The organism is Pseudoroseomonas sp. WGS1072 (genome assembly GCF_049340465.1).
GTDB lineage: Bacteria > Pseudomonadota > Alphaproteobacteria > Acetobacterales > Acetobacteraceae > Pseudoroseomonas.
In genome coordinates, this window is record NZ_JBMPSU010000001.1 from 3,663,232 (window position 1) to 3,681,809 (window position 18,578).

An 18,578-nucleotide genomic window follows, 5' to 3' on the forward strand; every position below is an offset into this window, starting at 1 on the left:
CTCAGCGCGGGCAGAAGGCCGGCCGCGGCGTGGGCAGGAAGCCGCAGCCGCGCGCGATCTCATCCTCGATCATGGCGCAGGGATTGGAGTCGTGGCAGGGCGGGCGCGTGGCGGGCGAGACCTGGATGCAGCGCCGCACCAGCTCCCGGGCGGCGGCGGCCCCGCGCTCGGCGCGGCAGGCTCCCACCGGCGGCGCCGGCGCGGCCTCGAGCGCGGCGATGCGGTCGCGATAGGCCCGCCGCAGGCAGGCGGCGTCGCCGCAGCGGTCGCGGGCGGTGAGCCAGGCCCGCTGCTCCTGGCGCAGCGCGGCGCCGGATGCCGGTCCGCCGGCGGCGCGGAAGGCGGCGGCCATGCGCTCGTCCAGGCCGGAGAGTTCGTCGTCGGCGCAGATCATCCGCTCCACCGCGCCGCGCGCCTTGCCGCAGTCGAAGCTGGCGCCGGCGGCGACGCCCGGCGGCATCGCCACGAGCGACAGGGCGAGGATGGCGAGCGGCGCCCTCCGGCGCGGTCCGGTGCCGCCGGCCTCAGCCGGCATTGCCGAAGATCCGCTGCAGCACCCGGTCCCCGGGGCGCAGGTTCAGCCGCTCCGCCGTGCCGGCGGCCAGTTCCAGCACCGCCCGCACCGCGCCCCGGCTCTCGATGGTGGCCAGGCTGCGCGGCACGGTGCGCTCGGCGATACGGTGGATGCGGCCGTCGGCGGCGATGAACAGCATGTCGAGCGAGGCGATGGTGTTGCGCATCCACATGGCGCTCTCGCGCGGCTGGCCCCAGTCGAAGAGCATGCCCTCGTCCGGCCTCACCTCGGGCCGGAACATCAGCCCCACCGTCTGCTGCTCCGGCGTCAGCGCCATCTCGACGTTGAAGGCATGACGCTGGCCGTCGCGCGTGACGATGACGAGCGGCTCGGTGGGCAGGCGCGGCTGCGGCCCCTCGGGGGAGGAGCCCTGGGCCGGGGCGGAGCGGTTGGCGAGTGCGGCCAGCCCGGCGAGGGCCAGCAGGGAGCGGCGATGCATGACGCCCTTATGCCACGCCGCGCAGGGGGTCCGGCAGCCCCTCCAGCGTGGCGGCGGCCAGATGCCGGATCTCGCCCCGCACCGGTCCCGGCCGTGGCGGATCGCGCAGGGTGGTGAACCAGTGCTCCGGCGGGTTGCGGCCGGCGGCGCGATGGAAGCTCAGCGCCCGCAGCACCGCCTCCGCCTCGGGCGGCAGGCGCTCCGGCGGCTCGCGCCCATCCAGCACGCCCCAGATCCCGGCCCAGCAGCGCGCCACCGACCAGGGATTGTAGCCCCCGCCCCCCAGCACGATCAGCCGCGGCGCCATCCCCCGGATGGCGCGCACCGCCTCCCAGTAGGCGTTGTTCGAGAGCGAGAGCCGCGCGAGCGGGTCCTCCTCCAGCGCATCGGCGCCGCATTGCAGCATGATCGCCTGCGGCCGCAGGTGGCGCGCCACCGGCAGCACCGCCTGGCGCAGCAGGTGGAGGAACTCGTTGTCGTTCAGTCCCGGCGGCACCGGGATGTTGCGGGCATACCCGCCGGCGCGGTCCTCCAGCGCCCCGGTGAAGGGCCAGCGCCCGCCCTCGTGGATCGACAGGGTGAAGACGCGCGGGTCGTCCTGGAAGGCGTCCTGCACACCGTCGCCGTGATGGGCGTCGATGTCGATGTAGAGGATGTTGGTCAGGCCGAGATCGCACCAGCGCAGCAGGCCGAGCACCGCGTCGTTCAGGTAGCAGAAGCCGCTGGCGCGGTCCGGCCGGCCGTGATGCGTGCCGCCGCCGGGGACATGGAGGGTGCCGCCCTCCGCCGCCGTCAGGCTGGCGGCGAGGAGGACGCCGCCGGCGCTGGTCGCGGGGCGGCGGAAGATCTCGGGATAGACCGGGTTGCCCCGCGCGCCGATGTGGAAGCGCTCGCGCACCTCGGCGGGCACCGCCTGCTCCGCCTCGGCCCGCATCAGGGCGGCGATGTAGTCCGGGTGATGGAAGCGCGCGAGCTCGGCCGGCGTGGCGCGCGGGCTGTCGAGGTAGCGATCCCCGGGCAGCCAGCGCAGCGCGCGGATCAGGTCCAGCGCGGTGGAGACGCGCGGGATGGCCAGCGGGTGCTTCGGCCCGTAGGTGGACTTCCGGTAGATCTCGGAACCGATGAGGCGTGGCGAGGGGGCGGGCATCCGGTCACGGCGGAGAGGGAGGCTCCTGGAGATGGGGCCGCGGCGGCGGATGGGAAGCCTCCGGCCGCCCGGGCTTGCGCCCCGCCCGCGCCTGTCGCATAGAGACGTCATCTTCCGGGGGGAGCCCGATCGCGCGGGCTGAGAGGCAGGGATGGGCCCTGCGACCCCTTGAACCTGATCCGGGTCATGCCGGCGAAGGGATCGGTGGTCTGCCATGGCATCCTCGGATGGACTTGCCCTGCATATGTCCCTGCCCGCCATCCGGCTGGGCGGCCGCGCGATCCTGGGCGCGGCGCGGCTCGATGTCGCCGCCGGGCGGCTGACCGCCCTGCTCGGCCCTTCCGGCGTCGGCAAATCCACCCTGCTGCGTCTGCTCGCCGGCCTGCTGCCGTTGCCGCCGGGCGCGCGGGTCACGACCGGGGACGGCAGGCCGCTGCAGGGGCGCGTCGCCTGGATGGGCCAGCAGGATCTGCTGCTGCCCTGGCTCGACCTGATCGGCAATGTCGCGCTCGGCGCGCGGCTGCGCGGCGAGCGCCCCGATCTCGACCGCGCCCGCGCGCTCATCGCCGCCGTCGGGCTGGCCGGGCGGGAGGGCGCCCGGCCGGCCCAGCTGTCCGGCGGCATGCGGCAGCGCGCCGCCCTCGCCCGCACGCTGATGGAGGACCGGCCGATCGTGCTGATGGACGAGCCCTTCAGCGCCGTGGACGCCCCCACCCGGCACCGGCTGCAGGGGTTGGCCGCCGGCCTGCTGCGCGGCCGCACCGTGCTGCTGGTGACGCACGACCCGCTGGAGGCGCTGCGCCTGGCGCACCGCATCCTGGTGCTGCGCCCGGCCCCGGATGGCGCCGTGGCGGAGGAGCAGCCGATGCCCCCCGGCGAACCGCTGCGCCCCGCGCACGAGCCCGCGGTGCTGGCCGCGCAGGCGGCGCTGCTCGAGCGGCTGGCGGAGGCGGCGTGAGGCCGCTGCTCGCGGCCCTCGGGCTGCTGCTGATCTGGGAAGGCTTCGTGCGCTGGAGCGAGGTGCCGCCCTTCCTGCTGCCCTCCCCGCTGCGCGTCGCGGATGTGCTCTGGCGGCGCTGGGAGATCCTCTGGCCGCATGCAGTGACGACCGGCACGGAGATCCTGCTCGGCCTCGCCCTCGGCACGCTGCTCGGCTGCGCGACGGCGCTGCTGCTCGCCGCCTGGCGTGGCGGGCGGCGCTGGCTGCTGCCCCTGCTGGTCGCCAGCCAGGCCATCCCGGTCTTCGCCATCGCGCCGCTGCTGACGCTCTGGCTCGGCTTCGGCCTGGGCAGCAAGATCGCCATGGCGACCATCATCATCTTCTTCCCCGTCGCCACCGCCTTCTATGACGGGCTGCGCCGGACGGAGCCTGGCTGGCTCGACCTTGCCGCCACCATGGGTGCCTCCCGCCGCGCGGCGCTGTGGCGCATCCGCGTGCCCGCCGCCCTGCCCGGCCTGGCCTCCGGCCTGCGCGTCGCCGCCGCCGTGGCGCCGATCGGCGCCGTGGTCGGCGAGTGGGTCGGCGCCTCGGCGGGGCTTGGCTACGTCATGCTGCAGGCCAATGGCCGCAGCCAGACCGACGTGATGTTCGCCGCCCTGACCCTCCTGGCCGGCATGGCCATGGCGCTGTGGTTCGCGACCGACCGGCTGCTGCGGGCCCTGCTGCCCTGGCAGCCGGACCAGCTCTCCGAGGACACCGAGAAAGGAAGACCGTCATGACCGGGACGACCCCTGGGATCACCCGCCGGGCGCTGCCCGGTTTGGCACTGCCCCTGGCCCTGCCGCTCGCCGGCCCCGCCGCGGCCCAGGCGCCGGCCCAGGCGCCGGCTCAGTCCCCGGCACCGACCGCCGCGCCGGCCTCGCTGACCCTGCTGCTCGACTGGTTCGTCAATCCGGACCATGCGCCGATCGTGGTGGCGCAGGAGGCCGGCTTCTTCGGCCGCGCCGGGCTCGCCGTGCGGACCATCGCCCCGGCCGATCCGAACGACCCGCCCCGCATGGTGGCGGCGCGGCAGGCCGACCTTGGCGTCTATTACCAGAAGAACCTGCATCTGGCGGTGGACCAGGGCCTGCCGCTGGTCCGCGTCGGCACGCTGGTGGCGACGCCGCTCTCCACCCTCTCGGTGCTGCGCGACGGCCCCATCCGCTCGCTCGCCGACCTCAGGGGCAAGCGCATCGGCTTCAGCACGGCCGGATTCGAGGAGGTGGCGGTGGGCACCATCCTGGGCACGGTCGGGCTCGGCGTGCGGGACGTGCAGCTGGTCAACGTCAATTTCGGCCTGTCCTCGGCGCTGATGTCCGGGCAGGTGGAGGCCATCCTCGGCGGCTTCCGCAACTTCGAACTGCACCAGCTGGAGATCGAGGGCCGGCCCGGCCGCGCCTTCTATCCCGAGCAGCACGGCATGCCGATCTATGACGAGCTGATCTATGTCGCGCACCGCGACCGGGCGCGGGACCCGGCGCTGCGCCGCTTCATGGACGCGCTGGAGGGCGCCACCACCTTCCTCATCAACAATCCCGACGAGTCCTGGAAGATGTTCATCGCCGGGCCGCGCAAGGAGCTGGACAACGAGCTCAACCGCCGCGCCTTCCGCGACACGCTGAACCGCTTCGCCCTGGCCCCGGCGGCGCTCGACGCGAACCGCTACCAGCGCTTCGCCCGCTTCCTGCACGACAAGGCGATGATCGGCGCGGTGCCGCCGGTGGAGCGGTACGCCGTGGAGCTTCCCGCTGCCTGAGGAGAATTAAATCCTAATTCCCTTGTGCGAGCGTCGCGTTTGATATAGGAATTTCTTCCGAATGCCCGATCGGGCCAGGAAGGAGTTCCCGTATGCTCACGCTGCCGCAACTGCGCGCCCTGTACCCGGAGGCCCCGGCCGCCCATCTCACCGCCTTCGCGGCGGAGGCGGCCCGGCTTCTCCCCGCGCACGGGCTGGCCGCCAACCGGCAGCGCTGCCACTTCTTCCTGGCGCAGCTCGGTCACGAATCGGGCGGGCTGCAGTTGCGGACGGAGAACCTCGCCTATTCCGCCGCCCGGCTGATGCAGGTCTGGCCCTCCCGCTTCCCGACGCCCGAGGCGGCCCGTCGCCTCGCCTTCTCGCCCGAGGCGTTGGCCGAGGCCGTCTATGGCGGGCGCATGGGCAACGACCGGCCGGGCGATGGCTACCGCTACCGCGGGCGCGGCTATATCCAGATCACCGGGCGGGAGACCTACCGCGCCCTCGGCCGGCTCTGCGGCCTGCCGCTGGAGGAGGAGCCGGGCCTCGCCGACGACCCCGCGCATGCCGTGACCATCGCCTGCGCCTACTGGTCCTGGAAGCGGCTCAACCCGCTTTGCGATGCCGGCGACTATGCCGGGCTGACCCGCCGCATCAATGGCGGCCTGACCGGACTGCAGGACCGCTACGGCTGGCTGGAACGGGCGCAGCGCTGCATCCCCTGGCCGGAGGCGGGATCGGAGGCGCTGCCGCTGCCCCGGCTCCGGGCGGTGCAGCGGGCGCTGAAGGCGCGCGGCTTCTATGACGGCTCGATCGACGGCATCATCGGCCGCCGCAGCCTCGCCGCCATCGCCACGCTGCGGGCCGAGCTCGGCCTCCCCGGCGAGGGGTTGGACGCGCCGCTGCTGGCCGCGCTCGCCGCCTGAGGCCTCAGCGCTTGCGCACGAACTCCGTGCGCAGCACCAGGCCCTTGATGCTGTCGTGGCGGCAGTCGATCTCCTCGGGATCGGCGGTCAGGCGGATCGAGCGGATCACCGTCCCCTGCTTCAGGGTCTGGTTCGCGCCCTTGACCTTGAGGTCCTTGATGAGCGTGACGGAATCGCCATCGGCCAGGAGGTTGCCCGCCGCGTCGCGCACCTCCACCCGGGCCGCCGCGGCGGTGGCCGCCGCGACCTCCGAGGCCGGGCGCCACTCGCCGCTGGCCTCGTCATAGACATAGTCCTCATCGCCGGACATCGCCGCCTCCCTGCTGGAACGCGGCGGTTCTCCGCCCGGGCCGGGCTTCGCGCAAGCGCCCTGATGCGCATGGCAAGGGGGCGCATGGCAGGGCGCGCGCGGGCTCCGCTCAGGCGGGGACGGCCGCGGGCTGCGCCAGCAGGTCGGCGTGGTACTTCTCGGCCACGTCGGGGTGCGAGCGCAGCCGGCCCTTCAGGTAGTTCTGGCCGACCGAGCGGAAGAGCGGGTTCTGCGGGTCGCTCGCCGGCCCCTTGGCCTCGGAGGCCAGATGGGGCGGCAGGTCGAGCAGCGGCACCTCGGCATCGAGCCGCGCGCCGAGGAAGAACGCGACCGAGATCCGCTCCGCCCCCGCCTCCGGGCTGACCACACGGTGCAGTGTCGCCTTGAGGTAGCCGTTCGAGGCCAGTTCCAGCAGCTCGCCGATATTCACCACGAAGGTGCCGGGGCGCGGCTCGGCGTCGATCCACGCGCCCGCCTCGTTCTGCACCTGCAGGCCGCGCCGGCTGTCCTGCAGCACGAAGGTCAGCAGACCGCTGTCCTTGTGCGCGCCGACGCCCTGGTCGCCGGCGCCGTCCTGGCCGGGATAGCGGATGATCTTCATCGTCTGGTTCGGCTGGCCGGCATAGATCGCCTCCAGCGCATCCGGCTGGCCGACCAGCGCCTCGGAGAAGGCGCGGAGCAGGCGGATGCCGACCTCGGTGAGCCGCGCCTGCCAGTGCAGCAGGGCGGGCTTCAGCTCCGGCAGCGCCTCCGGCCACTGGTTCGGCCCCTGCAGCCGCTTCCAGCCCGGATCGCCCGGCCGCCAGTCCAGCGCCTCCCGCTCGGCATGCACGTCGAACTGCTCGCGCTGGTCCTGCCGGCCGCGCGTCAGCTCGCGGCCGACGCGGTTGTAGCCGCGGAAATGCGGCGAATGGATCATCTCGACGGCGAGCTTGTCCGGCTCCGGCAGGGCGAAGAAGCGGCGCGAGATGGCCAGCACCGCCTCCATCTCGGCCTGGGTGACGCCATGGCCGCCGAGGTAGAAGAAGCCGACGTCGCGCGCCGTGGCGCGGAGTTCGGCGAGAAAGGCGGCGCGCTCCTCCGGGCCGGCGTCGAGGCGGCTGAGATCGAGCAGCGGGAGTTCGGTGATACCGGCGGCGACAGGGGCGGTCATGCGGGTTTCCTCGTCGTTCAGGCGGCGGCGGCGAGGCGCGCGCCGGCCAGGGCCTGGTCCAGATCGGCCAGGATGTCGTCGATGTGCTCGATGCCGATGGACAGGCGGACATAGCCCGGCGTGACGCCGCTGGCCGCCTGCTCCTCGGGCGAGAGCTGGCTGTGGGTGGTGGTGGCGGGATGGATCGCCAGGCTGCGCGCGTCGCCGATATTGGCCACGTGGTAGAACAGCTTCAGCCGGTCGATGAAGCGCGCGCCCTCGGCCGCGCCGCCGGCCAGCTCGAAGCCGACCAGCCCGCCATAGCCGCCGGAAAGGTAGCGCTCGGCCCGCGCCCGCGCCGCGCCGGATTGCCGCGTCGGGTGGATCACCCGGCTGACGCGCGGGTGCCGGGACAGCCACTCGGCCACGGCGGCGGCATTGGCCGAGTGCCGCTCGATGCGCAGCGCCAGGGTCTCGATGCCCTGCAGGATCTGGAAGGCGTTGAAGGGCGAGATCGGCGCGCCGAGGTCGCGCTGCACCGTGCTGCGCACCAGGGCCACATACGCACCGATGCCGTGCCGCGCCGCCACCTCGGTCCAGACCGCGCCGTGATAGCTCGGATCGGGGGTGTTGAGCGCCGGCTGCCGGGCCGGATGCGCCGTCCAGTCGAAATGCCCGCCATCGACGATGATGCCGCCGATGCTGGTGCCGTGGCCGCCGAGATACTTGGTGGCCGAATAGACCACCACGGCGGCGCCATCCCGGAGCGGCCGGGCCAGCAGCGGCGCGGCGGTGTTGTCCAGGATCAGGGGAATGCCGAGCGGCCGGCCGATCGCCGCGACCTCGGCGATGGGAAAGACGGTCAGCTTCGGATTCGGCAGGGTCTCGCCGTAATAGGCCCGGGTGCGCTCGTCGGTCAGGCGGCGGAAATTCTCCGGATCGGCCGGATCGGCGAAGCGGACCTCGATGCCCTGGCGGCCAAGCGTGTTCGCCAGCAGGTTCCAGGTCCCGCCGTAGAGGTCGGTGCTGGCGACGACATTGTCCCCCGCCCGCGCCAGGGCCAGCAGGGCGAAGGCCAAGGCCGCCTGGCCGGAGGCCAGGGCCAGCGCGCCGACGCCCCCCTCCAGCGCCGCCACACGCTTCTCCAGCACGTCGGTGGTGGGATTTCCCGTCCGGGTGTAGGTAAATCCGAGCTTCTCCAGCGCGAACAGCTGCTGGGCATGCGCCGCATCGGGAAACTGGTAGGAGGTGGTCTGGAAGATCGGCACGGCGACGGCCCCCGTGGCGGGATCGGCCCGCCATCCGGCGTGCAGCGCCAGGGTCTCCGGCTTCTGCGGCCCAATGGCCGCGGCTGCGCCCTGCTGCACTTCGCCATCCCCCGCTGCTTGGCTCATGCCGTCCCCCAAATCACATTCTATCTTTGGTAATTACAGAAACAGCGAAATCATAAAGTCAATAAGAAAGCGGCCGCCCCCTCTGGCCGGCTCGGTGACGGAGGCGGCGGAGCCACCCTTTCCCCCGGCCCCGGCCCGGCCTAGCTTCGCGTATCGGGTTACAGGGAGAGTTGACGATGGAAATGACCGGTGAACGCCGCATCGAGGCGCCGCGCCAGACCGTCTGGGAGGGGCTGAACGACCCGGAGGTGCTGCGCGCCTCGATCCCCGGCTGCGAATCGGTGGAGCGCACCGGCGAGGATTCCTTCCAGGCGCGCGTCTCGATCAAGATCGGCCCGATGGCCGCCAGGTTCACCGGCAAGGTGCAGCTCAGCAACATCAACCCGCCGGAATCCTACACCATCTCGGGCGAGGGCAATGGCGGCGCCATGGGCTTCGCCAAGGGCGGGGCCGATGTCTCGCTGAAGGAGGAGGCGCCGGCCGTCACCCTGCTCAGCTATGCCGTGAAGGCGCAGGTGGGCGGCAAGATGGCGCAGCTCGGCGCGCGGCTGATCGACAGCACCGCCAAGCAGATGGCCGACCAGTTCTTCACCCGCTTCGCCGCCCAGATGAACGCCCCCCAGGGGGCGGAGGCCAGGGCGGAGGCAGGGGCATCGGCGGAGGCGCCGGCGCCGCGCCCCTCCGCCGAGGCCGCCCTGCCCCCCGGCACCGTCCCGACCCCCGCGCCGGGCACGCCGGTCGGCGACGCCTCGCCGGTGGAGCGGCTCGGTGCCGCGACCGGCATCGGCGCCGGGCTGACCGAGCATGCCGGCGGCACCCCGCCCGGCGGCCAGGCGCATGCCGGGCAGCCCGGCGCCGCCGCGACGCCGCCGGCGACGCGGCCCGCGCCACCCCCCGCGCCCGCCGGGATCTCCATCTTCTCCCTGTTGCCGGACGAGATCTTCGGCCTGCCGCTGCTGTTCTGGGGCGGTTCGGCGATCTTCGTGGTGATCCTCTTCCTGCTCTTCGTGCTGGGCTGAGGCATGAGCGCCAGCGCCACGCCGGCGGCGGCCCTTCCCGCCTCGGTCGCCGAGACCGAGCGCCTGCTGGCGGCCGGCGGCTATGTCGCCGACCGGGCGCTGGCCACCACCGTGCATCTGGCGCTGGCCATGGGCCGGCCGCTGTTCCTGGAGGGCGAGCCCGGCACCGGCAAGACCGAGATCGCCAAGGTGCTGGCCTCCGGCCTCGGCCGGCGGCTGGTGCGGCTGCAATGCTATGACGGGCTCGACCTCCAGGCCGCCGCCTATGAGTGGAACCACGCGCGGCAGCTGATGGCGATCCGCCTCGCGGAGGCCTCCGGCGCGGCGCACAGCACGGAGGGCCGCGCGGCGCTGGAGGCCGGCATCTACGACCGGCGCTTCCTGCAGGAACGCCCGCTGCTCTCGGCCCTCTCGGGCAGCCCGGCGGTGCTGCTGATCGACGAGCTGGACCGCGCCGACGAGCCCTTCGAGGCCTTCCTGCTGGAGATCCTGGCCGATTTCCAGCTGAGCATCCCCGAACTCGGCACCATCCGCGCCGAGACGCCGCCCATCGTGGTGCTGACCAGCAACCGCACGCGGGAGGTGCACGACGCCATCCGCCGCCGCTGCCTCTACCAGTGGGTGGACTACCCGGACGCGGCACGGGAGCGCGCCATCCTGGCCAGCCGCCAGCCGGACCTCCCGGTGGCCCTCTCGGCGCAGATCGTCGCCTTCGTGCAGGCGCTGCGCTCGGGCGACTTCTTCAAGTATCCCGGCGTCGCCGAGACCATCGACTGGGCCGCCGCGCTGCGCGCCCTGGACGCGCGGGAGCTGGAGCCGGTGCTGGTCGAGGAGACGGTCGGCGCCCTGCTCAAGTACCAGGACGACATCGCCAAGCTGCGCGGCGCCGAGGCGGCCAGGCTGGTCGAGGCGGCGAAGGAGGCCAGCCGGCCCAAGCCCGTCATCCCCTTCTGAGGCGGGACGGTGTCGCTCGCCGCCAACCTGCTCGGCTTCGGCCGCCTGCTGCGCCGCGCCGGCCTGCCGATCGGGCCGGGCGAGATGCTGGCCGGGGCGGAGGCGCTGCGGCGCGTCGAGATCGGCGACCGGTACCAGGTGCAGGCGGCGCTGCAGGCGACCCTCGTGCACCGGCACGAGCATGCCGAGATCTTCGACCACGCCTTCCGACTCTGGTGGCGCGACCCTGAGGCGGGGCGGCACGCCGCCGCCATGGAGGCGCTGCAGCAGGGCCGGGAACCGCCGAAGCCGCCGCCGGGCGGCCGCCGCCTGGCCGAGGCGCTGGGCAGCGCCGCGCCCCCGGCGCAGCCGCCCCCGCCGGCGGAGCGGCGGATCGACGCCAGCCTGACGGTCAGCGCCAGCGAGGCCTTGCAGACCATGGATTTCGAGGCGATGGGCGCGGCCGAGATCGCCGCCGCCCGGCAGGAGATCCGCCGCCTCACCCTGCCGCTCGACGCCCGCCCGACGCGCCGCTTCCGCCCCGACCCCGCCGGGCGCCGGGCCGATCTGCGCGCCACCATCCGCGCCAGCCTGCGCCAGGGGGGCGAGATCCTGGAGCTGCGCCGCATCCGCCGGGTGGTGCGGCCGCCGCCCCTCGTCGTCATCTGCGACATTTCCGGCAGCATGGCGCGCTACGCCCAGGTGCTGATGCATTTCCAGCACGCCGTCACCTCGGACCGCGACCGGGTGGCGAGCTTCCTCTTCGGCACCCGGCTGACCAACATCACCCGCGCGCTGCGCCACCGGGACCCCGAGGCCGCCTTCCAGATGGTCAGCCACATGGTGCCGGACTGGTCCGGCGGCACCCGCATCGGCGAGGCGCTGGAGCTGTTCAACCGCCAGTGGTCGCGCCGCGTGCTGGGCCAGGGCGCGGTGGTGCTGCTGATCACCGACGGGCTGGAGCGCGGCGGCGAGGCGGATCTGGCGAAGCTCGCCGCCGCCACCGAGCGGCTGCGCAACTCCTGCCGGCGGCTGATCTGGCTGAACCCGCTGCTGCGCTTCTCGGGCTTCCAGCCACGCTCCCAGGGCATCCGCACCATGCTGCCCCTGGTGCATGAGCACCGTCCTGTCCACAATCTGGAGAGCCTGCGCGCGCTGGTGCGGACCCTCTCCGCCCCGGCGCCGCGGCGCTAGAGCGTTTTCCGTTCGCATTGGCTCACGGCAAACGCTCCAGCCACTTGTCTTGCGAGCATCTTCACCCGATCCGGTGATTCCGCCGGATCGGGATCTGCCCGAGTCGAATCCAGGGCCTGCCGCCCCGCCCCTCCCCACGCCGGACAGCCGGCGGGCCGGGCGCCAGGCCTTCCGAGATCGAGACTCTCCAGGGACGGAGGACCGGCATGAGCGACCAGGAAGACATTCTCTCGACCGCCGCGGACTGGCTGGCGGCCGGGGAGACGGTGGCGCTGGCCACCGTGGTGGAGACCTGGGGGAGTTCCCCCCGCCCCGCGGGCTCGCAACTCGCCGTGACCGCCTCGGGCCGGCTGGCGGGCAGCGTCTCCGGCGGCTGCATCGAGGGCGCGGTGGCCGAGGCGGCGCGGCGCAGCATGGCCGACGGCCAGCCGCAGCTGCTCGACTTCGGCATCAGCGACGAGCGCGCCTGGGAGGTCGGGCTGGCCTGCGGCGGCAAGCTCAAGGTCTTCGTCGAGAAGCTGGACGCCGCGGCATGAAGGCCGGCTTCCTGGCGCGCCTGCGGGCGGCGCGGACGGCGGGCCGCCCGGTCGCCGTGCTGACCCGGCTGAGCGATGGCGCCCAGCACCTCCACCCCGAGGACGAGCTGCCCGCTGCCCTGGCCGAGGCAGCGCGCGAGGCCCTGGCCAATGACGCCGCGCGCAGCCTGACCGAGGAGGGCGTCTCCTGGTTCGTCCAGCCCTACAATCCGCCGCTTCGGCTCATCGTGGTCGGCGCGGTGCACATCGCCCAGGCGCTGGTGCCGATGGCGGCCGGGCTCGGCTATGCCGTGACGGTGGTCGACCCCCGCCGCGCCTTCGCCACCGAGGAGCGCTTCGGCGCCGCCGTGACGCTGGTCGGCGACTGGCCGGACGAGGCCATGCAGGGCCTGGCGCCCGACAGCCGCACCGCCGTCGTCACCCTGACCCATGACCCCAAGCTGGACGACCCGGCGCTGGAGGTGGCGCTGCGCTCCCCCGCCTTCTATGTCGGCGCGCTGGGCAGCCGCCGCACCCATGCGAAGCGCCTGGCGCGGCTGGCCGAGGCGGGGCTGAGCGAGGCGGAGACGGCGCGCATCGCCGCCCCCGTGGGACTGGCCATCGGCGCGGTGACGGCGCCGGAGATCGCGCTGTCCATCATGGCCGAGATCGTGGCCCGCCGCCGTGGAGCGGAGATCGGGAAGCCACGCGAAGCGGCGCCGGCGCCATGATCTTCGGCCCCACCCGCCTCGACCAGGCGCTCGGCGCGGTGCTGGCGCATACCCGGCGCCTGCCGGGCCGCGTGCTGAAGAAGGGGACCGTGCTGGACGCCACCGCCATCGCGGCGCTCTGCGAGGCCGGCGAGGAGGCGGTGATCGCCGCCCGACTGGAGGAGGGCGACGTGGCCGAGGACGCGGCGGCGCACCGCCTCGGCGAGGCCCTGCTCGGGCCGCACCTCACCCGCACGCGCGCCGCTACCGGCCGGGTCAACCTGCTGGCCGGGGCGGCCGGGCTGCTGGTGGTGGACCGCGCGCGGGTGGACCGGCTGAACGCCCTGGACGAGGGGCTGACGCTCGCCACCCTGCCGGGCCATGTGCCGGTCTCGCCGCGGGAGATGCTGGCGACCGCCAAGATCATTCCCTTCGCCGTGCCGGGCGCGGTGCTGGAGGCGGCGGAGGCGCTGGCGCGCGAGGCGCCGCTGCTGGCGCTGCATCCGTTCCGGCCGCTCACGGTCGGGCTGGTGCTCACGGAGCTGCCGGGGCTCAAGGAGAGCGTCATGGAGGGCGCGGTGGAGGCCACGGCGGAGCGCGTCGCCGGCCTGAGCGGCAGGCTGCTGCCGCCCGAGCGCTGCGCGCATGAGGCGGGCGCGATCGCCGCGGCGCTGCGGCGCCTGGGCGAGCGGGGGGCGGAGATGCTGCTGGTGGCCGGCGCCTCGGCGGTGGTGGACCGGCGCGATGTGGGGCCGGCGGGCATCGTCCTGGCCGGGGGCGAGATCCTGCATTTCGGCATGCCGGTCGATCCGGGCAACCTGCTCTGCCTCGGCCGGATCGGCGAGGTTCCCGCCATGGTCCTGCCCGGCTGCGCCCGCAGCCCGAAGCTGAACGGCTTCGACTGGGTGCTGCAGCGGCTGTTCGCCGGCCTGCCGGTGGGCCGCGCAGAGATCGCCGGCATGGGGGTGGGCGGCCTGCTGAAGGAGATCGAGCTGCGTCCGCTGCCGCGCGAGGCCGCCTCGCGCGGCGGCGCGCCCGCAAACGGCGCCGCTCCGGGCCCCGCTCCGGCGGCGGCGCGGCGGGCGCGGCCGGTGGCGGGGCTGGTGCTGGCGGCCGGCCTCTCCCGCCGCATGGCGCCGCGCAACAAGCTGCTGGTGCCGGACCGTCAGGGGCAGCCGATGCTGCGGCGGGTGGTCGAGGCCCTGCTGGCCAGCCGGGCCGGGCCGGTGATCGTCGTCACCGGCCATGAGCGGGAGCGGGTGGAAGCGGCGCTGGCGGGCTGCGCGGTGCGCCTGGTGGCGGCGCCGGACTATGCCGCGGGACTTTCCGCCTCGCTCAGGGCCGGACTCGCCGCCGTGCCGGAGGCGGCGGAGGGCGTGCTGGTCTGCCTGGGCGACATGCCGCTGGTCACCACCGCCATGCTCGACCGGCTGATCGAGGCCTTCGATCCCGAGGAGGGCCGCGCCATCGTGCTGCCGACCCATGCCGGGCAGCAGGGCAACCCGGTGCTCTGGGCCCGCCGCTTCCTGCCCGAGATGCAGCGCCTGACCGGCGACGCGGGCGCCCGCCGCCTGCTGATCGCGCATGCCGAGCAGGTCGCCGAGGTGGAGCTGGAGGACGCCGTGCTGCGCGACTTCGACACGCCGGAGGCGCTGCGCGCCGCGCCCGACTTCGCGCCCGCCGACCCCGCCGGACAGGTCCCATGATCCTGATCGCGCTCGGCGCCAACCTGCCCGGCCCGGACGGCGCGGCGCCGCTCGCCACCTGCCGCGCCGCCGCCGCGGCGCTGGACGGGCTGGCGGGCCTCCGCCTCGTCGCCCTCTCCGGCTGGTGGGAGACCGCGCCGGAGCCGCCGCTGCCGGGCGCGCCGTGGTACGTGAACGGCGTCGCCCGCTGCGAGGGGGCGCCGGAGCCGGACGCCCTGCTGCGCGCGCTGCAGGGGCTGGAGCGGGAAGCGGGGCGGGAGCGGCCCTATCCCAACGCGCCCCGCACGCTCGATCTCGACATCATCGACCTGAACGGGACGGTGCGGCGGGGGCCGGACCCGCTCCTGCCGCATCCGCGCGCGCATCTGCGCCGCTTCGTGCTGCAACCGCTCGCGGAGGTGGCGCCGGAATGGGTGCATCCGGCGCTCGGCCAAGGCGTCGCGGCCCTGCTCTCCGGCCTGCCGGAGGCCGGCATGCGCCGGCTGTAGGTCCGCCGGAACACTTGCCTTTCGCGGGTGCGGTGGTTATCTCGGGGGTTCAGCACAGTATTGAGTTGGAGGCCGCCCCATGGCCCGCGTCACGGTCGAAGACTGCATCCTGAAGATTCCGAACCGCTTCGAGCTGGTTCTGCTCGCCGCCCAGCGCGCCCGCAACATCAGCCGGGGCGAGGAGCTGACGCTCGATCGCGACAACGACAAGAACCCCGTCGTCGCGCTGCGCGAGATCGCCGACGAGACCGTGCCGCTCGACTCGCTGCACGAGGACCTGGTGAAGTCCCTGCTGCGGGCGCCGGAGCCGGAGCCGGTGGAGGAGGAGGTGATCGACCTCATCGCCACCGACGAGAACATCTTCGGCGTCATGGATGTGAACGACGAGCCCCTGCCGGAGGCCGGCGGCGAGGATCTCTCGCCGGATGACATCGAGGCGGCCATCGCCGCCGAGCTGGGCGGCGGGCGCCGCTGAGCCGGGGGCGCGCTTGAAACCGGCGGACGGGCTCCCGCACGACCCGTCGCCGCGCGCACCCGAGGGGTTGCCGGGCCCCGCCATGGGCGTCGCCCCGGTGCCGTCTGCCCCGGTGCCGTCTGCCCCGGTGCCGTCTGCCCCGGTTCCGAACGGAACGGTGGCACCTCCCGCCGAGCCGGTCATCGAGACGCCGGGATCCGAGCTCGCCCGCCGCGTCGCGGCCTATGACCCGCGCGCCGATGTGGCGCTGCTGGAGGCGGCCTACAACATGGCCGCCACCGCCCATGCCTCGCAGGCGCGGGAGAATGGCGAGCCCTATATCACCCATCCTCTCGCCGTTGCCGGCATCCTGGCCAGCTACCGGCTCGACACCGCCACCATCGCCACCGCCCTGCTGCATGACGTGGTGGAGGATACCACCATCTCGCTCGCCGAGCTGGAGCGGCGCTTTGGCGGCGACATCGCCCGGCTGGTGGACGGCGTCACCAAGCTGACCCGCCTGGAGCTGCAATCCGAGCGCACCAAGCAGGCCGAGAACTTCCGCAAGCTCGTCCTCGCCATGAGCGAGGATATCCGCGTGCTGCTGGTCAAGCTCGCCGACCGCCTGCACAACATGCGGACGCTGCACTTCAAGCCGAAGCCCGAGAGCCGCGCCCGCATCGCCCGCGAGACGATGGAGATCTACGCGCCGCTGGCCGAGCGGATCGGCATGGACGCGGTCAAGACCGAGCTGCAGTCCCTCTCCTTCCGCGAATTGCAGCCCGATGCCTACCAGACCATCACCGCCCGCCTCGCCTTCCTGCGCGGCCAGGGCGCCGACCTGATCGACGATGTCGCGGCCGACCTGCGGGCGAAGCTGAAGGAGGCCGGCATCCCGGTCATCGAGGTGACGGGGCGCGAGAAGTCGCCCTACTCGATCTGGCTGAAGATGCACGAGAAGAAGGTCGAGTTCGAGCAGCTCTCGGACATCATGGCCTTCCGCATCGTCACGACGGACAAGGCGAACTGCTACGCCGCGCTGGGCGCCATCCACTCGGCCTATCGCGTGGTCCCCGGGCGGTTCAAGGACTACATCTCGACACCCAAGCCCAATGGCTACCAGTCGCTGCACACCGGCGTCACCGTGCCGGAGCGGCGCAACGCCAAGATCGAGGTGCAGATCCGCACGCCGGAGATGCACGAGATCGCCGAGTACGGCGTGGCCGCGCACTGGATGTACAAGCAGGGCGGCGGCGGGGCGTCGGAGGGGCCGAAGCGCCGGCGCTACCCCTGGGTCAAGGAGCTGCTGGAGATCCTGGAGACGGCCGCCGAGCCGCAGGACTTTCTGGAGCATACCAAGCTCGCCCTGCACCAGGACCAGGTCTTCTGCTTCACGCCCAAGGGTGACCTGATCGCCCTGCCGCGCGGCGCGACGCCGATCGACTTCGCCTACCAGGTGCACAGCCAGGTGGGCGACGCCTGCGTCGGCGCCAAGATCAACGGCCGCATCGTGCCGCTCCGGCACCAGCTCGAGAATGGCGACCAGGTCGAGATCATCACCGCGCGCGGCGGCACGCCCAACCCGGCCTGGGAGCGCTTTGTCGTCACCGGCAAGGCCAAGGCGCGGATCAAGCGCTTCGCCCTCGCCCGGCAGCGCAGCGAGTTCCAGGAGCAGGGCCGCAGCGCCATCGCCAAGGCCTTCCGCCAGGAGGGCCTCGACTTCGCCGAGAAGCTGGTGGAGCCGGCGCTGAAGGCGCTGAAATACACCAGCTTCGAGGATCTCTGCGCCGCCGTCGGCAACGGCAATCTCGGCGCGCGGGAGGTGCTGCACGCCGCCATCCCCGAGCTGCGCGGCCCGCCCCGGCCGATGGACCACCTGCCGCTGGCCCGCGCCCGCGGCAAGCCCGGCGCCACCGTCATGCGCACCGAGCGGCGGCGCGAGGCCGCCTCGGGCATCACCGGGCTGATCGCCGGCATGGCGGTGCAGTTCGCGGGCTGCTGCCATCCGGTGCCGGGCGACCGCATCGTCGGCATCGTCTCCACCGGCAAGGGCGTGACCATCCACAAGAGCGACTGCCACAACCTCGAGGCCTTGGCGGCGACGCCGGAGCGCTTCATCGACGTGGACTGGGACTACGAGGCGGGCTCGGGGGGCGGGCATCTCGGCCGCATCGATGTCGTCACCGCCAATGAGGACGCGGCCGTGGCCGCCATGACGGTGGCCATCGCCAAGCAGAGCGGCAAGCTGCACAACCTGCGCTTCACCCATCGCGGCACCGACTTCGCCGAGCTGGTGGTGGATCTGGAGGTCAGCGACCTGCGGCACCTGTCCAACATCGTCGCCTCCCTGCGCGCCTGCCCGGGCATCATCCAGGTCGAGCGCAGCAAGGGATGACGCCGCGCGCCGCCGGCGGTAAGCCACCGGGATGATCATCGGCCTCGGCAACGACATCGTCGATATCCGCCGCATCGAGCGGTCCATCGAACGCTACGGCGCGCGCTTCCTGGAGCGCGTCTTCACCCCGCTGGAGCGGCGGAAGGCCGAGAGCCGCACCGAGAAGCTGCGCGCCGCCACCTACGCCAAGCGCTTCGCGGCCAAGGAGGCGGCCGCCAAGGCGCTCGGCACCGGATTCCGCCAGGGCGTCTTCTGGCGCGACCTCGGCGTGGTCAACCTCTCCTCCGGGCAGCCCTCGCTGCGCCTGACCGGCGGCGCGGCGAAGCGGCTGGACGCCATCACGCCGCACGGCTTCGGTGCCCAGATCAGCCTGACCATGACGGACGAATACCCCTATGCCCAGGCCGTGGTGATCATCGCCGCGGTGCGCATCGCGCCGGTCTGAGCCGGGCCTTCGGAGCCGGCGGCTCGACCCGCGAAGGCCGAACGGCTATGCCGGAACGATCGGGAATCCACGGAGGCGCC

20 protein-coding genes and 1 riboswitch are annotated in these 18,578 nt (G+C 73.5%); of the genes, 14 read left to right on the plus strand and 6 right to left on the minus strand.

Translation table 11 applies throughout. The annotated features are described in order from the left end of the window. Position 1 precedes the first annotated feature (1 nt). Genes ACF3NH_RS17175 through ACF3NH_RS17185 form a run of 3 tightly spaced genes read right to left on the minus strand, consistent with a single transcriptional unit; the run spans position 2 to position 2,160 of the window. Entirely contained in the window at positions 2-535 is a 534-nt protein-coding gene (locus ACF3NH_RS17175) for a lysozyme inhibitor LprI family protein (protein ID WP_422924406.1), read from the minus strand. Then, positions 525-1,013, minus strand: a complete 489-nt coding sequence (locus ACF3NH_RS17180; RefSeq protein WP_198364720.1) for a DUF192 domain-containing protein — start codon at positions 1,011-1,013, stop codon at positions 525-527. The genes ACF3NH_RS17175 and ACF3NH_RS17180 overlap by 11 nt, the downstream gene beginning before the upstream one ends. 7 nt (positions 1,014-1,020) lie before the next feature. After that, complete coding sequence (locus ACF3NH_RS17185; RefSeq protein WP_422924408.1) at positions 1,021-2,160, minus strand: acetoin utilization protein AcuC; 1,140 nt, start codon at positions 2,158-2,160, stop codon at positions 1,021-1,023. 107 nt (positions 2,161-2,267) lie between these two features. After that, positions 2,268-2,379, plus strand: a riboswitch (TPP riboswitch). Here ACF3NH_RS17185 and ACF3NH_RS17190 point away from each other — a divergent pair. The 4 genes from ACF3NH_RS17190 (at position 2,375) to ACF3NH_RS17205 (ending at position 5,803) form a co-directional block, all read left to right on the plus strand. Beyond that, entirely contained in the window at positions 2,375-3,118 is a 744-nt protein-coding gene (locus ACF3NH_RS17190) for an ABC transporter ATP-binding protein (protein ID WP_422924410.1), read from the plus strand. Its footprint overlaps the riboswitch before it by 5 nt. After that, positions 3,115-3,879 (plus strand): ABC transporter permease, encoded by a 765-nt coding sequence (locus ACF3NH_RS17195; protein ID WP_198364717.1) that lies wholly within the window; start codon positions 3,115-3,117, stop codon positions 3,877-3,879. Before ACF3NH_RS17190 ends, ACF3NH_RS17195 begins: the two co-directional genes overlap by 4 nt. Further along, the gene (locus ACF3NH_RS17200; protein WP_422924412.1) at positions 3,876-4,898 is read left to right on the plus strand and encodes an ABC transporter substrate-binding protein; all 1,023 of its coding nucleotides are present in this window, start codon (positions 3,876-3,878) and stop codon (positions 4,896-4,898) included. The genes ACF3NH_RS17195 and ACF3NH_RS17200 overlap by 4 nt, the downstream gene beginning before the upstream one ends. Positions 4,899-4,990: 92 nt before the next feature. Beyond that, on the plus strand, positions 4,991-5,803 hold the full coding sequence (locus ACF3NH_RS17205; RefSeq protein WP_422924414.1) for a hypothetical protein: 813 nt from the start codon (positions 4,991-4,993) through the stop codon (positions 5,801-5,803). Between the two features lie 4 nt (positions 5,804-5,807). Here the strand turns inward: ACF3NH_RS17205 and ACF3NH_RS17210 are convergent, their stop codons facing one another. The 3 genes from ACF3NH_RS17210 to ACF3NH_RS17220 form a co-directional block, all read right to left on the minus strand. After that, complete coding sequence (locus ACF3NH_RS17210; RefSeq protein ID WP_198364714.1) at positions 5,808-6,113, minus strand: alkylphosphonate utilization protein; 306 nt, start codon at positions 6,111-6,113, stop codon at positions 5,808-5,810. A gap of 109 nt (positions 6,114-6,222) precedes the next feature. Further along, positions 6,223-7,266 (minus strand): isopenicillin N synthase family dioxygenase, encoded by a 1,044-nt coding sequence (locus tag ACF3NH_RS17215; protein ID WP_422924416.1) that lies wholly within the window; start codon positions 7,264-7,266, stop codon positions 6,223-6,225. A gap of 17 nt (positions 7,267-7,283) precedes the next feature. After that, positions 7,284-8,639: an O-acetylhomoserine aminocarboxypropyltransferase/cysteine synthase family protein gene (locus tag ACF3NH_RS17220; protein ID WP_422924418.1), complete on the minus strand. Its 1,356-nt coding sequence runs from the start codon at positions 8,637-8,639 to the stop codon at positions 7,284-7,286. 176 nt (positions 8,640-8,815) lie between these two features. Here ACF3NH_RS17220 and ACF3NH_RS17225 point away from each other — a divergent pair, with 176 nt between their 5' ends. From ACF3NH_RS17225 to acpS, 10 genes are all read left to right on the plus strand, one after another. Next, positions 8,816-9,658, plus strand: coding sequence for a CoxG family protein (locus ACF3NH_RS17225; RefSeq protein ID WP_422924420.1), 843 nt, complete (start codon positions 8,816-8,818; stop codon positions 9,656-9,658). A 3-nt stretch (positions 9,659-9,661) separates the two neighbouring features. Next, positions 9,662-10,612 carry an AAA family ATPase gene (locus ACF3NH_RS17230; RefSeq protein WP_422924422.1) on the plus strand — a complete coding sequence of 317 codons (951 nt, stop codon included), beginning with the start codon at positions 9,662-9,664 and terminating at the stop codon, positions 10,610-10,612. 9 nt (positions 10,613-10,621) lie between these two features. Further along, positions 10,622-11,785 carry a vWA domain-containing protein gene (locus ACF3NH_RS17235; protein ID WP_422924424.1) on the plus strand — a complete coding sequence of 388 codons (1,164 nt, stop codon included), beginning with the start codon at positions 10,622-10,624 and terminating at the stop codon, positions 11,783-11,785. A 206-nt stretch (positions 11,786-11,991) separates the two neighbouring features. Further along, the gene (locus ACF3NH_RS17240) at positions 11,992-12,321 is read left to right on the plus strand and encodes an XdhC family protein (protein ID WP_198364709.1); all 330 of its coding nucleotides are present in this window, start codon (positions 11,992-11,994) and stop codon (positions 12,319-12,321) included. Then, entirely contained in the window at positions 12,318-13,031 is a 714-nt protein-coding gene (locus ACF3NH_RS17245; protein WP_422924426.1) for an XdhC family protein, read from the plus strand. The genes ACF3NH_RS17240 and ACF3NH_RS17245 overlap by 4 nt, the downstream gene beginning before the upstream one ends. Further along, positions 13,028-14,716, plus strand: coding sequence for an NTP transferase domain-containing protein (locus ACF3NH_RS17250; protein WP_422924428.1), 1,689 nt, complete (start codon positions 13,028-13,030; stop codon positions 14,714-14,716). Before ACF3NH_RS17245 ends, ACF3NH_RS17250 begins: the two co-directional genes overlap by 4 nt. Next, positions 14,713-15,204 (plus strand): 2-amino-4-hydroxy-6-hydroxymethyldihydropteridine diphosphokinase, encoded by a 492-nt coding sequence (folK, locus tag ACF3NH_RS17255; RefSeq protein WP_422924430.1) that lies wholly within the window; start codon positions 14,713-14,715, stop codon positions 15,202-15,204. The genes ACF3NH_RS17250 and folK overlap by 4 nt, the downstream gene beginning before the upstream one ends. 79 nt (positions 15,205-15,283) lie before the next feature. Further along, positions 15,284-15,679 carry a DNA-directed RNA polymerase subunit omega gene (rpoZ, locus tag ACF3NH_RS17260; protein WP_198364705.1) on the plus strand — a complete coding sequence of 132 codons (396 nt, stop codon included), beginning with the start codon at positions 15,284-15,286 and terminating at the stop codon, positions 15,677-15,679. Positions 15,680-15,761: 82 nt separating this feature from the next. Next, positions 15,762-18,053 (plus strand): RelA/SpoT family protein, encoded by a 2,292-nt coding sequence (locus tag ACF3NH_RS17265; protein ID WP_422924432.1) that lies wholly within the window; start codon positions 15,762-15,764, stop codon positions 18,051-18,053. A gap of 31 nt (positions 18,054-18,084) precedes the next feature. Next, positions 18,085-18,498, plus strand: a complete 414-nt coding sequence (gene acpS / locus ACF3NH_RS17270) for a holo-ACP synthase (RefSeq protein ID WP_422924434.1) — start codon at positions 18,085-18,087, stop codon at positions 18,496-18,498. Positions 18,499-18,578: the final 80 nt, after the last annotated feature.

What these genes read in the sequence shown, in the direction of transcription:
- ACF3NH_RS17185 (WP_422924408.1), bottom strand. Translation starts at nt 2,160, where the DNA reads ATGCCCGCCCCCTCGCCACGCCTCATCGGTTCCGAGATCTACCGGAAG.
- ACF3NH_RS17245 (WP_422924426.1), top strand. Translation starts at nt 12,318, where the DNA reads ATGAAGGCCGGCTTCCTGGCGCGCCTGCGGGCGGCGCGGACGGCGGGC.
- ACF3NH_RS17205 (WP_422924414.1), top strand. Translation starts at nt 4,991, where the DNA reads ATGCTCACGCTGCCGCAACTGCGCGCCCTGTACCCGGAGGCCCCGGCC.
- ACF3NH_RS17210 (WP_198364714.1), bottom strand. Translation starts at nt 6,113, where the DNA reads ATGTCCGGCGATGAGGACTATGTCTATGACGAGGCCAGCGGCGAGTGG.
- ACF3NH_RS17225 (WP_422924420.1), top strand. Translation starts at nt 8,816, where the DNA reads ATGGAAATGACCGGTGAACGCCGCATCGAGGCGCCGCGCCAGACCGTC.
- ACF3NH_RS17190 (WP_422924410.1), top strand. Translation starts at nt 2,375, where the DNA reads ATGGCATCCTCGGATGGACTTGCCCTGCATATGTCCCTGCCCGCCATC.
- rpoZ (WP_198364705.1), top strand. Translation starts at nt 15,284, where the DNA reads ATGGCCCGCGTCACGGTCGAAGACTGCATCCTGAAGATTCCGAACCGC.
- ACF3NH_RS17215 (WP_422924416.1), bottom strand. Translation starts at nt 7,266, where the DNA reads ATGACCGCCCCTGTCGCCGCCGGTATCACCGAACTCCCGCTGCTCGAT.
- ACF3NH_RS17175 (WP_422924406.1), bottom strand. Translation starts at nt 535, where the DNA reads ATGCCGGCTGAGGCCGGCGGCACCGGACCGCGCCGGAGGGCGCCGCTC.
- ACF3NH_RS17265 (WP_422924432.1), top strand. Translation starts at nt 15,762, where the DNA reads ATGGGCGTCGCCCCGGTGCCGTCTGCCCCGGTGCCGTCTGCCCCGGTG.
- ACF3NH_RS17220 (WP_422924418.1), bottom strand. Translation starts at nt 8,639, where the DNA reads ATGAGCCAAGCAGCGGGGGATGGCGAAGTGCAGCAGGGCGCAGCCGCG.
- acpS (WP_422924434.1), top strand. Translation starts at nt 18,085, where the DNA reads ATGATCATCGGCCTCGGCAACGACATCGTCGATATCCGCCGCATCGAG.
- folK (WP_422924430.1), top strand. Translation starts at nt 14,713, where the DNA reads ATGATCCTGATCGCGCTCGGCGCCAACCTGCCCGGCCCGGACGGCGCG.
- ACF3NH_RS17240 (WP_198364709.1), top strand. Translation starts at nt 11,992, where the DNA reads ATGAGCGACCAGGAAGACATTCTCTCGACCGCCGCGGACTGGCTGGCG.
- ACF3NH_RS17230 (WP_422924422.1), top strand. Translation starts at nt 9,662, where the DNA reads ATGAGCGCCAGCGCCACGCCGGCGGCGGCCCTTCCCGCCTCGGTCGCC.
- ACF3NH_RS17180 (WP_198364720.1), bottom strand. Translation starts at nt 1,013, where the DNA reads ATGCATCGCCGCTCCCTGCTGGCCCTCGCCGGGCTGGCCGCACTCGCC.
- ACF3NH_RS17250 (WP_422924428.1), top strand. Translation starts at nt 13,028, where the DNA reads ATGATCTTCGGCCCCACCCGCCTCGACCAGGCGCTCGGCGCGGTGCTG.
- ACF3NH_RS17200 (WP_422924412.1), top strand. Translation starts at nt 3,876, where the DNA reads ATGACCGGGACGACCCCTGGGATCACCCGCCGGGCGCTGCCCGGTTTG.